15 protein-coding genes are annotated in these 14,736 nt (G+C 46.8%); 3 read left to right on the forward strand and 12 right to left on the reverse strand.

Translation table 11 applies throughout. The features are described from left to right. Positions 1-20: 20 nt before the first annotated feature. The 4 genes from ACQ4M5_RS27685 to ACQ4M5_RS27700 all read right to left on the reverse strand — a co-directional run bounded on the left by ACQ4M5_RS27685 (position 21) and on the right by ACQ4M5_RS27700 (position 3,793). Positions 21-464 (reverse strand): HHL1-like protein, encoded by a 444-nt coding sequence (locus tag ACQ4M5_RS27685; protein WP_430678985.1) that lies wholly within the window; start codon positions 462-464, stop codon positions 21-23. 44 nt (positions 465-508) lie between these two features. After that, entirely contained in the window at positions 509-1,444 is a 936-nt protein-coding gene (gene argF / locus ACQ4M5_RS27690) for an ornithine carbamoyltransferase (RefSeq protein ID WP_430678986.1), read from the reverse strand. A gap of 316 nt (positions 1,445-1,760) precedes the next feature. Then, on the reverse strand, positions 1,761-3,383 hold the full coding sequence (locus ACQ4M5_RS27695) for a DUF2079 domain-containing protein (RefSeq protein ID WP_430678987.1): 1,623 nt from the start codon (positions 3,381-3,383) through the stop codon (positions 1,761-1,763). Then, complete coding sequence (locus ACQ4M5_RS27700) at positions 3,380-3,793, reverse strand: hypothetical protein (protein WP_430678988.1); 414 nt, start codon at positions 3,791-3,793, stop codon at positions 3,380-3,382. Before ACQ4M5_RS27700 ends, ACQ4M5_RS27695 begins: the two co-directional genes overlap by 4 nt. Positions 3,794-3,907: 114 nt before the next feature. Here ACQ4M5_RS27700 and ACQ4M5_RS27705 point away from each other — a divergent pair, with 114 nt between their 5' ends. Both ACQ4M5_RS27705 and ACQ4M5_RS27710 read left to right on the forward strand, forming a co-directional pair. After that, positions 3,908-5,743: a DUF5942 domain-containing protein gene (locus ACQ4M5_RS27705; RefSeq protein WP_430678989.1), complete on the forward strand. Its 1,836-nt coding sequence runs from the start codon at positions 3,908-3,910 to the stop codon at positions 5,741-5,743. Then, complete coding sequence (locus ACQ4M5_RS27710) at positions 5,740-5,955, forward strand: hypothetical protein (protein WP_430678990.1); 216 nt, start codon at positions 5,740-5,742, stop codon at positions 5,953-5,955. Before ACQ4M5_RS27705 ends, ACQ4M5_RS27710 begins: the two co-directional genes overlap by 4 nt. Positions 5,956-6,187: 232 nt before the next feature. On the opposite strand, the gene ACQ4M5_RS27715 is transcribed toward ACQ4M5_RS27710, so the two are convergent. The 6 genes from ACQ4M5_RS27715 to mfd form a co-directional block, all read right to left on the reverse strand. Continuing rightward, a complete protein-coding gene (locus ACQ4M5_RS27715) occupies positions 6,188-6,763 on the reverse strand; it encodes a hypothetical protein (RefSeq protein WP_430678991.1) in 576 nt (191 codons plus the stop codon). Between the two features lie 39 nt (positions 6,764-6,802). Next, complete coding sequence (locus ACQ4M5_RS27720; RefSeq protein ID WP_430678992.1) at positions 6,803-7,645, reverse strand: hypothetical protein; 843 nt, start codon at positions 7,643-7,645, stop codon at positions 6,803-6,805. 218 nt (positions 7,646-7,863) lie between these two features. Then, entirely contained in the window at positions 7,864-7,989 is a 126-nt protein-coding gene (locus tag ACQ4M5_RS27725) for a hypothetical protein (RefSeq protein WP_430678993.1), read from the reverse strand. 91 nt (positions 7,990-8,080) lie between these two features. Next, entirely contained in the window at positions 8,081-8,278 is a 198-nt protein-coding gene (locus ACQ4M5_RS27730; protein ID WP_430678994.1) for a DUF2283 domain-containing protein, read from the reverse strand. 5 nt (positions 8,279-8,283) lie between these two features. Next, complete coding sequence (locus tag ACQ4M5_RS27735) at positions 8,284-8,535, reverse strand: DUF4258 domain-containing protein (RefSeq protein ID WP_430678995.1); 252 nt, start codon at positions 8,533-8,535, stop codon at positions 8,284-8,286. A 30-nt stretch (positions 8,536-8,565) separates the two neighbouring features. Next, on the reverse strand, positions 8,566-12,012 hold the full coding sequence (gene mfd / locus ACQ4M5_RS27740) for a transcription-repair coupling factor (protein ID WP_430678996.1): 3,447 nt from the start codon (positions 12,010-12,012) through the stop codon (positions 8,566-8,568). A 267-nt stretch (positions 12,013-12,279) separates the two neighbouring features. Between mfd and ACQ4M5_RS27745 the strand changes: the two genes are divergently transcribed. After that, complete coding sequence (locus ACQ4M5_RS27745) at positions 12,280-13,602, forward strand: hemolysin family protein (RefSeq protein ID WP_430678997.1); 1,323 nt, start codon at positions 12,280-12,282, stop codon at positions 13,600-13,602. 35 nt (positions 13,603-13,637) lie between these two features. On the opposite strand, the gene ACQ4M5_RS27750 is transcribed toward ACQ4M5_RS27745, so the two are convergent. Beyond that, the gene (locus tag ACQ4M5_RS27750) at positions 13,638-13,967 is read right to left on the reverse strand and encodes a XisI protein (protein WP_430678998.1); all 330 of its coding nucleotides are present in this window, start codon (positions 13,965-13,967) and stop codon (positions 13,638-13,640) included. A gap of 111 nt (positions 13,968-14,078) precedes the next feature. Further along, positions 14,079-14,396 carry a cupin domain-containing protein gene (locus tag ACQ4M5_RS27755; protein ID WP_430678999.1) on the reverse strand — a complete coding sequence of 106 codons (318 nt, stop codon included), beginning with the start codon at positions 14,394-14,396 and terminating at the stop codon, positions 14,079-14,081. Between the last annotated feature and the right edge of the window lie 340 nt (positions 14,397-14,736).

A 14,736-nucleotide genomic window follows, 5' to 3' on the forward strand; every position in this document is an offset into this window, starting at 1 on the left:
GGGCACTTTTTTGTTGAAAATTAGGCAGACTTTGGTTTGAACAATCCACCAAGTTTTTCGCCCACAGACGCGATCGCATTCTGCACCGCGTTCCCTACACCCGGTTGCGGACGAACTGCCAATTGAATCTCTTCGTCTTTGAATTCTTTCAACCGATATCCATACTCTAAGGAATCGCGCTCTTGTCGCAGTTTGGGGAACAGCCGGAACGCGCCTTTAAGTAATTCTTCTTCATTGGCAAAAATAGCAGCGTTGATTTGGGTCGATCGTTTTACTGCGACCGCACCGATCGGAAACCATTGAAGCTGTTTTTTACCCTGGACTCGGAGATAAATTTCATATTCCGGTAGCCCTTGCGATTTGAAATCATCGAACTGTTTTGAAGCTTGTACCCGCTTCTCGTTTCCAGTCGATTTTTTCTTCTCTTTGTGAACCTTCTTACCGAATCCAGGAGAGCTTGTCATAGTTGCAGTTACAAAATGTCCTATTACAAAAGTTTACAACATTCTCAGACTGCACCCAATAAACTCGCCATTAATGCTTTCTGTGCGTGCATCCGATTCTCAGCTTGATCCCAAATTTTCGATTGTTTCCCTTCCATGACCTCATGCGTGATCTCTTCGCCTCGATGAGCGGGAAGGCAATGAAGCACGATCGCATCTTTTTCTGCATAGCTCATCAGATCATCGTTCACTTGATACGGTTGAAAAATTGGAATCCGACTTTCAGCTAAATCTTCTTGACCCATACTTGCCCAAACATCGGTGTAGATTACGTTTGTGCCCTTTGTGGCAGCGATCGGATCTTCGGTGAGCAATACTTCTGATTTTCCAGCGGCAATCTTTTGGGTCAGTTCAACGATCGAGGAATCCGGTCTGTAATCCGCTGGAGTTGCAATCCGAACATTCATCCCCACGAGCGCACATCCAATCATGAGAGAATGCGCCACGTTGTTCCCATCCCCGACATAAGTGAGAGTCAGACCGGACAGTGTAGAGAATTTCTCTTGAATCGTTTGCAAGTCTGCCAGGATTTGACACGGATGCTCTAGATCAGTCAGCGCATTAATGACCGGAATTTCCATCGAATCCGCAAAGGTTTCGAGATCGGACTGTTCAAAGGTGCGAATTGCGAGAATATCGAGATATCGATCGAGAACTCTAGCCGTATCTGCGATCGGTTCTCCGCGACTGACTTGGGTGGCATTCAAAGGCAGATCCAAAACCTGTCCGCCTAAGTGATACATTGCAGTGGAAAAGCTCACACGGGTTCGAGTCGAGGCTTTATAAAACAACAATCCCAACACAGGCGTATGACCATTGACGATCGGGCGCGGGCTTAATTTTCCCGTTTTCAGTTGTGCCGCGATGTCTAACAGTTCCATCACTTCATCTGTACTGAGATCTGACAATTTCAATAAATCCCGTCCTTTGAGTGCTCCCATCTAATGCCTCTCCTCAAGAAATAAAAAGCGCTCCCTACTCTGAGCGTAAAGGAGCGTAGTTGTACTCAGAGTAGCAAATCTATCCGATTGAGCAAAATCCGACTTAGAGGATGTTTGAAAAGTATAAAAAGCGGCTTTGCTGCGTTGCGAGTCCGCCCGGAAATGAATCTCCGGGCTAATGGAGGAAACCCCGCTGAAGCGGGCTAAGAGAGTAATATGGAGTTCTTAGCCCAGTTTAGTGGGCTTCCCGCGATTAGCCCGGAGATTCATTTCCGGGCGGGTAAATGCGATGAACGATTGCTTCTCAAACACCCTCTTAAGCCGACTTTAGGTGCACCAGTAATTTCTGCCATTCCGCCAACATCGCTGGATTTGAAGGCTGACCTCGCACCATCATCACCACACCATCTTCGACCTGTTGCACTCCATACTGATTCTCGTTGACTAATTTTTCGAGAACAGGCAAAGTTCGGAAAAGTTCAGAGCGGCTATCTTTGAAGGCTCGGCTGTATTCTTTGAGATTCCAGAGATCCGCGATCGCATACTCAATTTGAACAATCTGTTTTTGCTCGTTGTAAATCTCCAGCACAGGCAATCGAACAATGATGCGGCGCGACGAAAGCTGCGGAATCAAATGGGTTGTCGTACTGACACTTACCTCTTCTGGAACATTGCGAATCACATTGTTGATATGTGCTGCGTGTTCCCACTGGCGAGGCAATGGAACATACACTAAAGGGCGAACCGAATCGGGAATGATGAACGAAAAAGCACGATTCGGATTGCCACTCACCATAAAAATCAGAGACAACACGATGCACACTTTCCACCAGCGTCGAAACTTTGGCGTAAAGTATTGCGGATGCTGCTCCCACCACAGAATCGCCCCATAGAACATTCCTGGAACGACTGTGACCGCATATCGCAGCCAAATCGTTAAAGCAGTTCGTCCCGATTGAGCAAAGATTGTGACTAACGGAAATCCAGCCATGATCCAAGCTGCTCCTGATACCGCAGGCACAAACGCTAAAGCGACCCAATGACCTGCTAGATAGTTAATGCGTCGATCGATCGGCAAAAAGAGATATCCTGCAAGCCGAATCGGATTCGTAATCATCCCCCACAAAACTTGTAATGTGGTTGGCTCATCGGTATCCACAAACTGCCGAAACCGATTGGCTAAATACAATCGCGACACATCTTCAGAAAATCGTGGCTGAATCACATTGGTAACGAATGCCACATAGCTAAAACTAACCAGGCAGAGGGCAACTCCAATCCAAGGATGTCGCCGACTCATCAGCAAGTAAACTCCAATCCCAAAGAGAATGATGCCGATTTCTTGTCGAACTCCCAGCACTAAAGCGACACCAATCCAAAACCAAACCCAGTTTTTCTTCTCCAGTGCCAACAATGTTCCAAATGCAAACAGGGGAATCTGACAATGCTCATAGAAGTTAGCAACGGTTGAACCGATCACCGGAATTGCACTGTAATAGCTACCTGTAATCCAAACCGATAATTGTGGAGATAATCGCTGTCGTGCTAGAGCATAGAGCATTAATCCGCCAGCAGTCATCAATCCAACCTGCAACACAATTAAAGTAACTGGGTGAGGAAAAATCGCATAGAGCGGCAACCATAAAAGAAAATCAATAACGAAATGCTGACCTAGATGGATGAAATTGACGATCGGTGTTTTTCCATCTTCCAGTGAAGCAACCGAATTTGCAGACGTGAGAGAACTCTGAAACCAACGCCCGTGTAGATTGTTCCAGAACAGTTGGTTAAACAGTCCTTGATCATAAGAAGTATAAAAAGAGAAATAGCGATTGAGCGAAATAGCCAATACGAGACAAAAAAAGATCGCCGCTAAAATCAATGCTCGTCTTAATCCTTTTTGATCTCGACTCGGTAAAATCGCTTTCAACGCTTTCATTTCATTTCCTGCCAGTCTTTCGTCAATACTTCGCCCCATTTCGCCGCAAGTCCGATTTGGGTAAAAGGAACCTCAATGGTTCGATCGCTTAATTCAAACGCCAATGCAACTTTCTTTCCCTTACTCGGTGGCGCACTCAAATCGATCGCTTGATCGTTCACAAGCAATCGAATATTTTCTACCGACTTCAGCGAAAAAGAATCGGTTTCAGTTACCGCTTTCCGAGTCGCCTTTCCAACGGTTAAAACATCTTCTTTCTGTCCCAAAACCGAATAGATATCAAATTTCGCCCGTCCAAACGGTTCTGCCCAGCGACGATACGTTTCGAGTGTTTGATACTCATTCCATCCCGCATACGCGAGTCCGATAAATGCCGCCAACAATGGCAACCACAACAGTCCGTGTATCATAATCGAATCTATTCAAGAAACATTTCCCATCGTATAGCTTCACCGTTCTAAACACACGAGAACAGAGGTATCGGCTATGGTGAGAATGCAAATAGGATTAGATACGGATTCTATATGAGAAAGCTCCTGATCATCGCCCTTGCTCTTGTGGGATTGGGTTGGGCGATCGTACAATTTCCCGGTTTAGCGGCTCAAGGAACTTACGATCGCATTATTCTCGATTTCCGCGACGATCTCGCACCTGCTGAAATTCAAACTCAATTGGATGCGATCGCTCAAAAATACAATGTTCACCCGAAGTTAAATAGCCAATTTTCACAGGCTGAACATCTCTACATTATCCCTGGTGATCAGGCGCTTCTGAAGGCTCTGAAGCAATCCGAGATCAAACGATATACCGAAGCGATCGAGCCAGATTATATCTATCGCATTCCCGAAGGTGAAACCCTCAAATCCGTCGGTTCCAATTCAGATCCAAAGCTATCGGCTCTAGCTCCCAATGATCCGATGTACAGCAAACAATGGAATTTGCACAATATCAACATCGAATCCGGTTGGGTAGAAACGAAAGGTCGGGGGATCACAGTTGCGGTGATTGATACTGGAGTCTCAAAAGTTCCCGATTTAGAGCAGACCAATTTTGTTGCTGGATACGATTTCGTCAACGATCGAGACGATGCCGCAGATGATAACGGACATGGAACTCACGTCGCAGGCACGATCGCACAATCGACCAATAACAATTTCGGAGTTGCCGGAATTGCCTACGAAGCGAATATTATGCCGCTGAAAGTCCTCAGTTCGTTTGGGGGTGGAACGGTCGCGGATATTGCTGAAGCAATTCGATTTGCAGCCGATAACAAAGCGGATGTAATTAACCTCAGTTTGGGTGGTGGTGGCGAAAGTTCTGTTCTGAAAGATGCGATCGATTATGCTCACAGTCAAGGAGTGGTCGTCGTTGCAGCAGCAGGAAACTCAGATCAGAATGCAGCGGATTATCCGGCTCGATATCCTCATGCGATCGCGGTTGCAGCGTTGAATGCTTCTGGTGAAAAGGCTTTCTATTCCAACTATGGCGCAGGGGTTGATATTTCTGCTCCGGGCGGCTCCACTCTCGAAGGTGAAGCAGGTGGAATTCTGCAAAACACATTCGATCCGCAAACAGGTGAATCGGTCTTTGCAGCCTTTCAAGGAACAAGTATGGCGGCTCCTCACGTTGCGGGTGTCGCAGCATTGATTAAAGCCGCAGGTGTGACCGAACCCGATCGAGTTTTAGCAGTGCTGACCCAATCCGCACGAAAAGTAGAATCGGATGAATTGAACCATTTTGGAGCCGGAAAACTCGATGCGTCTGCGGCAGTGAAATTAGCACTCCACGGCAAAATTACGTTTAATGACTTCTTCCGCTGGCTGCGTGATAATGGCTATCTCAATCCGGTGTTCTGGATTGATGGTGGTGTAATTGCACTGTTACCGAAGCTTGGAATGGTGATCGGTTCCTATCTCCTAGCTTGGTTCTTGAAAGTCTACTTCCCCTTTAACTGGAGTTGGGCAATGTCATCCGGTTTAGTCATGGGAAGCTCTGGATTGTTCTTCCTTAAAGGGCTGTACCGATTTGATATGCCGCAATTTCCATTCCGCATCTTAGGAAGTTCCTTACCCGAACTTGGTAGCGCGATTCAAGCCAGTAGCGCACTCAATCCAATCTCTGCCAGTGTGGTGATTCCGTTTATTCTGCTTGCGCTATTGTTAGGAAATTCTCAAGGACGATCGTTCGCGATCGGAACCACGATCGGGGTGACTGCCTTTCTGGGAATTAGCGCGATCGTTGATCCTCAACTGATGTGGCTCGGTGGCGGTTTACTCGGACGAACCTATCTCGTCATTCAAGCTATCCTCTGTTTTGGACTGGCGCGATTAGCTCTACAAGCAGGAGAACGAACGGTATGACTCTCACAGGTGTAATTCAGCGCAAAGGATTTGGAACCGGGACTTGGGCGATCGATGCCGACAATGGCAAGTCTTACGAGCTGCACAATCCCCCGAAAGACCTTCAAGAAGCGGGTCTTAAAGTCAAAGTCGAAGGCGAGATCCGTGAGGATGTCATGAGCTTTGCCATGATCGGACAGATTCTCGAAGTAAAAGAGTTTGAGATTTTGTAACAATATCAAAACGTCGAACTTAAAAAAGTGCAACTGAGTCAGGAATTTATCTTGCTCAGTTGCACTTTTATTTTGGTTATAGCAGTAGAAGTTTAGATTAGGATATCCTCGAAGTCGCCCCCAAACCCCCAATTCTGGGGGCTTAAGACTCTGGCTCCCCCAAACTTGGGGGCTGGGGGGCGATCTCGAAGTGTCCTAACTGAAATAAGTACGGCTATAATCTCTCAGTGAACTATGATTGCTCTTGATTCACTGGAACTAACTTATACAGAGTTTCATCATTCGGCTTATCCGGTGACGGAGCAGCGGCTGGCAGATTCACGATGCGCTGAGTCGGAGTTTGTTGAACATCCTTCGCGATCGCTCTTACTGCATTCACCGCATTTGCCACGGTTTTCACCGTTGCATTAACCCCTTCTGCCGTTTGTCGAACCGTACTTACCGTACTTCTTACCGTGTCACTGACGTTTGTTGTGACACTATCGACTGCTTCATTCACATCTTTGGTAGAACCATCAATGTTTTCAGCCACACTGTTCACCGCAACACCAAGCTGCTGAACCGCCTCATTGAGATTGTCAGCCGTAGATTTTACGGTTCCTCCGACATTCCGAATCGTTCGATTAAATTGCGTTGTCGTTTCTGGGGTCAAAAGCGACGCAACCAGACCGCCCAAAAGTGCCCCGATCGAGGCTCCAATGACAATCTTAGACAAGCCATTTCCATTTCCCGGTTCTCCTGCCGATGAATAACTAGAACCATTCACCGGAGGCATTTCTGCTGTTGAGAACTGATTGCTATTCTCCACGATCGCACGTCTCCTAATTTGCTCACTTGAGTCGTTCAGTCAGTCTGCCCGCTCAAAGGTTTCGTAGAAGTTGGCAACCGGATCGACTGCTACTTCGTCGCTCGTGCTGGAATAACCGTAGGAGGGTTCCACGTCCATCTTAGAGGGCTGAATCGAATCGATATCCATCTCGATCGATTTTTCGGACATTCCTTGATCCATCATCGATGAGCTAGAAGACTGTGCAGCAGAAGCAACATCGTTAATGGTTTGGCTGGTTGCTTTTCCAGTTTGATCAACCGCATTTGCAGTCTTAGAAGCAGCTTGTTGCGTTCCTTGGCTGATTGCTTCGCCTGTTTGCTGAATCACACTTGCAGTGCTGGATGCGACTTGTTGAACACCTTGAGAGACACTCTGTGCAACATCTGATGTTCCGCCCACAACGGCATAGCTTACGCCATCACCGATGCTTTGTGCAGCTTCTCCAATTCCTTTTGCGGTCGTTCCCAATCCTTCTCCGATCGTTCCGAGCGCTTTACCAAATCCTTTGGAAGCCCGTTTGAATCCTTGCGACAGCTTTTTACCTGCTAAAAGTCCGATCGAGGCTCCGATCAATCCACCAATCAATGCTCTAGTGAGCGCTGAGTTAGAAGAACTGTCCGATTTGATTTCGGGCTGATAGTTCGATTGGGGCTGATAGTTTGCTCCAGATTGAGAGGTCGATTCGGGCTGATAGCTTGCTCCAGATTGAGAGGTCGATTGGGGCTGGTAGTTTGCTCCAGATTGGGAGGTCGATTCGGGCTGATAGCTGCTAGATGTCGGACGATACTCGGATTGAGACGTGGACATCGATTGCTGAGGATTGCTGGTTTGGGTCGTAGAATATTGATTTTCGCTTACCATGATGTATCTCCTAAAGCAAAATTTTTCTGATTCACTTGCGGCAAATTGAATTGCCATCTATAGCAAAGCTAACGACTTTACTTAAGGAGAAAATGCCTCTAAGGACGGACTTGTGTTTATTTACAATGAATCAAAAATTAGAAAGATCCAGCTTACAATTCATTGCTGAAAGACTATCAATTTCAGCCGTTTGAGGGAGTTGGATCTTTCTGTTTTTATTAGACTAATGCGGGTTCAGGTAAAGCTCCTTGCATCCGACTAAGCCAATCGATCAGCTTAGTTAATTGTTGGTCTGCACTGAGCGCACCCAAGCCACGAACGGTAACTTTTCCAGACGTGTACACGAAGCGCAATCGTAGATACTCCAGTAGATTCTCCTTCAACAGTTTGAGATTCTGCGATTTCTTCTGCGATTGCTCCCTAGCAAAAGATGGTCTACTGAATCGGTAAACTCGTTTCTCCCGGACGGATTATCTGACGTTTTGAAGCATTCAAAAATTCAACGCTGACAGGTTCTCCCGCCTCGTCGTAACTCACAATTACACCGCCTGGTTCTGCGATCGCGTCCACTGGGGAAGTTTCTCGCAGAACCAGCGTCAAAATATCGGCATCAGGGCTATACTGCATTCTCATTTGTGTTACTGCCAGTATCGATTAACTTGACTTGTCCAATAGAGGGTCAAAATTCGCTTGGTTGCTCCAATTTCAGCATAAGGAACTCGTAATAGTCCATTCCCTCTCCTAGATTGTGCAACCAAAACGCCATCTTCGTCAGCCACAATCTGTTCAGGATTTAAAACAACTGCTTCGACTTCCTCTCGTGTGATTCCGCGCTGGTTTTCCCATTGCTGTTGTCGTTCCTCCGCATGACGTGTCCAGACGATTTCCATTCATTTTCAGAATTTTCCTACCAGAATAGCTTAGACTAAAGCGGGTTCTGGTAAGGCTCCTTGCATTCGACTTAACCAATCGATCAAGTTCGTTAACTGTTGCTCAGCACTCAGCGCACCTAAGCCGCGAACCGTAACCTTTCCAGATGTGAAAACAAAGCGCGATCGCAGATGCTCCGGTAAGTTCTCCTTCAACAAATTCCAAGCAGGTTCTTCCATTGGAGTCTCTAAAATCACGTGCTGTTTACCTTCCGGTTTGATTCGAGAGAAGCCTAATTTCTTCGCGGTTTGCTTTAGTTCCATGACGCGGAGTAGCTGTTGAGCCGCGATCGGGATTTGTCCATACCAATCATTCCAATCGGCTGCCACTTGCACGAGTTCTGATTTTGATTGGGCTGCTGCAACTGCACGATAAGCACTCATCTTTTGATCCAAGTCAGGAATGTAATCGGCTGGAATAAAGGCAGTGAGACTGAGATCGATCTGGGTGTCATCGACTTGCGGGATTTCTTGACCTCGAATTTCTTGGATGGCTTCTTGCAGCATTTCCATATAGAGATCAAAGCCGATCGCATCCATTTGTCCCGATTGTTCTGCACCGAGCAAGTTACCAACTCCACGAATTTCCATATCTCGAACTGCTAACTGATAGCCCGATCCAAGTTGGGTAAATTCTTGCAATGCTCGTAATCGTTGTCTCGCTGCATCTGAAAGTTGATACTGCTTCGGATAGAACAACCAAGCATGAGCTTGAATTCCTGCCCGTCCAACTCGACCCCGTAGCTGATAAAGCTGGGATAGTCCGAATTTCTGAGCATCTTCGATCAGAATGGTGTTGACTCTTGGAATGTCTAATCCTGACTCGATGATAGTTGTACAGAGCAGCACGTCTGCTTCACCTGCACCGAATGTGAGCATCACTGATTCAAGCTCAGATTCGGGCATTTGACCATGTGCGATCGCAATTCTCACTCCCGGTATCATTTCTCGAATTCGAGCCGAAATCTCTTCAATTCCTTCGACTCGTGGAACGACATAGAAAACTTGTCCACCTCGATCGAGTTCTTGCCGAATTGCCGATCGCACCATTTCCCCGTCATACGGTGATAGATGAGTCTTGATCGGACGACGAGAAGGCGGCGGAGTCGTAATCAAACTCATCTCCCGCACTCCCGAAAGTGCCATGTACAAAGTTCTCGGAATCGGAGTTGCACTCAGTGTCAGAACATCAACTTGAGTCTTCAATGATTTGATCTTTTCTTTTTGATTGACTCCAAATCGTTGTTCTTCATCTACGACTAGCAAGCCTAGATCTTTGAATGCAACGCCTTTTCCTAAGAGTTGATGTGTTCCAACAACAATGTCTAACTCTCCGGTAATCATTCTGCGCTGAATGTCTTTGCGCTCTTCAGGAGTACGGAAACGATTGAGCAATCCAACCTGAATCGGATACGGTGCAAAACGTTCTTTGATCGTGTGATAGTGCTGCTGAGTCAGAATCGTCGTCGGTGCGAGTAAGGCAACCTGCTTTCCGGCAGTGACCGCTTTGAAGATTGCTCGGATTGCAACTTCAGTTTTACCAAAACCAACATCACCGCAGACTAGACGATCCATTGGTCGATCGCTTTCCATATCAAGCTTCACATCTTGCACCGCTTTTAATTGATCCGGTGTGGGCTGATACGGGAAAGAATCTTCCATCTCTTGCTGCCAAGGCATATCAGACGGATAAGTATATCCTTGCTGCTGTGCCCGTTGTGCATAGAGTTGAAGCAAATCAACTGCAACTTTTTTGACTGCTTTGCGAACTTTGCTTTTGGTCTTCTCCCAAGCTTTGCTCGACATCTTGTTTAGTTCAGGTTTCGCATCTCCCACCCCTCTAAAGCGAGACAGCGCACCTAACTGATCGGCTGCAACTCGTAACAATCCATCTGCATACTTCAGCACTAAGTATTCACGAGTTTCATTGTTAATCGTTAAGCTTTCGAGCTTGATAAATTGCCCGATTCCATGACTTTTATGAACAACATAGTCTCCCGGTTGTAGCTTGTTCGGATCAACTTGCTTAGAAGCGGCTCTTCGACGTTTGCGAACATAAGTCGGAGTCGCTAACGTTTGCTGTCCGAAGAACTCTTTATCAGTAACAACGACTAAACGAAAGGTGGGTAAGATAAAGCCTTCGAGTTCTGCTAAACCAGAGTATTTAACTGCAACGGGAATGTGCTGAGTTTGCAGTTTGTCGATCGCTAAAAAGTCCCGCTGATTCGGTACAAACTGCGCCGGACAATCATGCTCCTGTAACAATGCTACCGATCTCGAAGGTTGCGCCGATACAAGCCAAACTGCAAAGTTACGATCGCGTTCTCCCCGCAATGTTTCTGCCAGTCTTGCAAACTGATGTGGAATCGCAGGAACCGGACGACAAGCAAGATTCAGACCATTCTTCTCTTCGGCTAATTCATTGAGATGAATGCGATCGAACTTCTCAACTTCAATCAATGAAGCCTCTAAATTACGATGAATTTTCGGCAGCGTTGGTTTAACTTCTTGCCATTGTTCTTCGACGTGTTCGATCCAGCGATCGCTATGTGCATGAGTCATTTCAGGCTCATCAAGTGCAACGATCGTATCACTCGGTAGATAGTCTAATAAGCTTGCAGGACGATCGAATGCTAAACCTAAAAAGCGACGCATTCCCTCGATCGAGACTCCTTCTGCAAATCGTTCCTGATCTTCGGGAGATAGATACTCCAGAACAGTCTCATCTAATGCAGATTGAATAATTGGACTAAAACTCGTTGGTGTAAGAGTAACTTGCGTGACTCGATCGAGCGATCGCTGTGTCCCCGGATCAAACTCGCGAATCTGATCCAATTCATCTCCAAATAATTCCAATCGAACAGGTAACTCTGCTGCAACCGGAAACACATCAATAATGTCTCCACGTCGGCTCCATTGCCCTTCAGTTTCAACTAAGTTCGATCGTTCATATCCCAATTTCGCTAACTGATCGCCCAACTGTCCCAGATTGACCTCTTTCCCCTTCTCCAGAGTCAGAAAGTAAGGCGAAAATGCTCCCGGTGGCGGTAAATGAGGCTGTAGAGCGCGTTCAGTTGCCACGATCGCCATTTTCTCTGATCCCTTAACCAAATCCGCTAAAGTCTGCAACTGTCCCCAAGTCATTTCCGCTTCGGGATCAAACGGCTCATACGGCGACGATTCCGAAGTCGGATAGAAATGCACCGTATTCCAGCCCATCGCATCCATCTGAGCGCTCCAACGCCCCGCCTCTTCCAGCGTTGCCGTGACTACCAAAAGAGAGCGATCGCTGGTTTGCGCCAGGGTCGAAGCGACAATCCCTTTCGCCAAACGCGACAAGCCAGAGAGTTTTAGCGTCGAATGTTGCTTAAGTTTGCTGAGAAGTTCAGTCGTCAACGGCGATCGACCGAGAGCGCGAGTAATCGAAGAAAAAGCCATGTCGGACAGGGAGCTTAATGGGTCTTTACATTCTATCGAATCAGAATGAGACGGATTTGGAAGAGTCGGGAATTTCGACCTAGAGGTGGGGAGTGGGGAGTAGGGAGTTGATTCTGCTGTTCTCAAAGTTATGTTTCTCACCCCTCGCCCCTATCGCCCCACTCCCCACTCCCCACTCCCCACTCCCCACTCCCAAATTCAACTCAATCCAAGCGTCGATCGGAGATACACTTATACAATTCGTCGCTCTCGGCTAAAATTCTCCGAATGAATTCGCTAACCTCAGACCTGTTGATCATCCTGTTCTTGACCTTGGCAAACGGGCTATTTGTCATGTCCGAACTCGCGATCGTGTCTGCTCGGAAAGTCCGCCTCCAGCAAAGCGCCAATCAAGGTGACACCAAAGCAAGAGCGGCACTCCGACTCGCAGAACAACCAAATAATTTTTTAGCGATCGTTCAAGTCGGAATTACCTTAATCGGCATCGCGTCGGGTGCATTCGGGGAACAAGCGCTGACTCGACGACTCGAACCGTTTTTCCGATCGTTTTCCTTTCTCGAACCGTATAGCCAACCGCTTGCCTTCGGGATTGCGATTCTGACTTTGACCTATCTCACGCTGATTGTGGGTGAACTCGTTCCAAAGCGACTTGCATTGAATTCCCCTGAAACGATCGCATCGTGGGCAGCAGTTCCCATGAGTTTGATGGCAAAAGCCGCAGCCCCGATCGTCTATCTACTCAGTGCCTCTACAAATTTAGCGGTTCGATTGCTAGGAATCCGCCCATCCGATGAACCGCCTGTGACTGAAGAAGAAATCCGCGTGATGATCGAGCAAGGCACAGAAGCTGGAATGTTCGAGCAGGCTGAAGAAGACATCATGAAACGGGTGTTTCGGTTAGGCGATCGACGAATTAGCTCTCTGATGACTCCCAGATTAGAAATTACCTGGATTGATTTGGAAGACTCGATCGATGAAATCCAGCGGCAGATGATGGATAGTTCCCATGCTCGATTTCCAGTCTGTCAAGGTGGATTAGATCACTTACTGGGCGTGGTTCAGACCTATGATCTTTTAGTCAAGTTAATGGCTGGTCAACCGTTGGAGTTTACCAGTTCACTACAAACTCCCGTGTTTGTTCCAGAAAGCACTCGCGCTTTGAAAGTTCTAGAACTCTTCAAACAAACGGGAACACAGATCGCCTTTGTCGTGGATGAGTATGGTGTGATTCAGGGATTGGTCACATTGACCGATGTATTGCAAGCGATCGTCGGTGACATTCCAACAGTGGAAGAACTTGCAGAACCCCAAGCCGTTCAGCGCGATGATGGTTCTTGGCTACTAGATGGAATGCTTCCGATCTACCAATTCAAAGAGATTTTGCACATTGAAGATCAAGAACTTCCTGGAGAACAACGAGGAAGCTACCAGACGCTAGGTGGCTTCGTCGTCATGTATCTCGGTCGAATTCCGACTGCTGCGGATGCGTTCGAGTGGGATACTTTGCGGTTTGAAGTGATGGATATGGATGGAAACCGAGTCGATAAAGTTCTAGTTGGGGCTGTAAAGTCCAGCACAATACCGGAGTGAAAAATGACTACAGTTTAGCGACTTGTTCTGCCGCTTCAAGATGGCGCAAATTCTGTAATACGTCGCCGCTGCTCAGATTTGAAGCCGAGAACAATCTGTTGTTTTGGAATCCCGATCGCGACAAGTTCACTGGCGATGCCGTCTTCAGTGCCGTCCTGTTGAATCCAGATTTTCTCATTGATGATGTCGAGATGGATCAGCGCACCATAGATGCGTCGCCCGTTTTGCCAACCCAGTTCGACAAGAAGATAATGATTATTTGTTTCGTCGCTAATCATTTGCAGTTGTGTGTCAGCATCATTGCCTAGAAAGTTAAGGTAGTTCTGTAGAACGGTGAGGATAGCTTGTTTTAGGTTGGTATCCATTTCACAATGACCTCCTGAGTAGGATCGAATGTAAATAGACGAATCACCTCGTCTTCAATCAGAACCGTTCCGGCTTCTTCTTCAAAAACGGACTGACGGACTTCATCAGGTTTAATTCATCACTGCGTGAATTGCTAACCAAATACAAGCAGGATTAGAACTGGTATAACTTACACGATGTTTCTGATGTGCAGGAATTAGCAAGTAATCACCTGCTTTAAGCCCGATCGACGTTCCATCCTCATACATTAATTGCGCTTCACCCTGCAACAGCAATACCCATTCATCTCGCGGCTGATCGTACCATTCGCTTTCTGGTGTGGTTTGTCCAGTTGAAATAATGCGTTCGATCAGAAGCTGATTCGTTTCGATCAATGGTTCAAAGAGTTCTCGATCGAGAAATTTTTCCGGTAGTTCAAAAATATTCATAGTGCTGATGATGAGATCGCCAATGGTGAGATTGTTCCTACTCCCGCTGAAACTGCACCTCAACACAACAAAGAGCCGAAAGACTTGCCGAACAATTACGATCGCTCGGCATTGATCCAAACCTTTGACCCTCATACATCACGCGGATCGATCGCAGTAATTTCAGAAAAGCGTTTAAAGTCGTTTGTATTGAATGTGAGGAGATGAGTTAGCTGGCTTAGTGATGTAGAAAAGTCCTGAAACGATTAGTTTATCGAGAGTCTTATGTGAGACAAGAATAGCTTGGGCGGGGCAAATTGTGAGATGCTCAAGTTCCTACACCAAAGCAATCTTATGCAGT

This window comes from Leptolyngbya sp. AN10 (assembly GCF_050565645.1).
In the GTDB taxonomy this organism is placed as follows: domain Bacteria; phylum Cyanobacteriota; class Cyanobacteriia; order Leptolyngbyales; family Leptolyngbyaceae; genus Leptolyngbya.

Bases quoted from the DNA above. Each gene is read 5' to 3' on its own strand.
- ACQ4M5_RS27735 (WP_430678995.1), bottom strand. From the start codon at position 8,535: ATGGAAATCGTCTGGACACGTCATGCGGAGGAACGACAACAGCAATGG.
- mfd (WP_430678996.1), bottom strand. From the start codon at position 12,012: ATGGCTTTTTCTTCGATTACTCGCGCTCTCGGTCGATCGCCGTTGACG.
- ACQ4M5_RS27685 (WP_430678985.1), bottom strand. From the start codon at position 464: ATGACAAGCTCTCCTGGATTCGGTAAGAAGGTTCACAAAGAGAAGAAA.
- ACQ4M5_RS27720 (WP_430678992.1), bottom strand. From the start codon at position 7,645: ATGGTAAGCGAAAATCAATATTCTACGACCCAAACCAGCAATCCTCAG.
- argF (WP_430678986.1), bottom strand. From the start codon at position 1,444: ATGGGAGCACTCAAAGGACGGGATTTATTGAAATTGTCAGATCTCAGT.
- ACQ4M5_RS27755 (WP_430678999.1), bottom strand. From the start codon at position 14,396: ATGAATATTTTTGAACTACCGGAAAAATTTCTCGATCGAGAACTCTTT.
- ACQ4M5_RS27705 (WP_430678989.1), top strand. From the start codon at position 3,908: ATGAGAAAGCTCCTGATCATCGCCCTTGCTCTTGTGGGATTGGGTTGG.
- ACQ4M5_RS27710 (WP_430678990.1), top strand. From the start codon at position 5,740: ATGACTCTCACAGGTGTAATTCAGCGCAAAGGATTTGGAACCGGGACT.
- ACQ4M5_RS27700 (WP_430678988.1), bottom strand. From the start codon at position 3,793: ATGATACACGGACTGTTGTGGTTGCCATTGTTGGCGGCATTTATCGGA.
- ACQ4M5_RS27750 (WP_430678998.1), bottom strand. From the start codon at position 13,967: ATGGATACCAACCTAAAACAAGCTATCCTCACCGTTCTACAGAACTAC.
- ACQ4M5_RS27695 (WP_430678987.1), bottom strand. From the start codon at position 3,383: ATGAAAGCGTTGAAAGCGATTTTACCGAGTCGAGATCAAAAAGGATTA.
- ACQ4M5_RS27745 (WP_430678997.1), top strand. From the start codon at position 12,280: ATGAATTCGCTAACCTCAGACCTGTTGATCATCCTGTTCTTGACCTTG.
- ACQ4M5_RS27730 (WP_430678994.1), bottom strand. From the start codon at position 8,278: ATGAGAATGCAGTATAGCCCTGATGCCGATATTTTGACGCTGGTTCTG.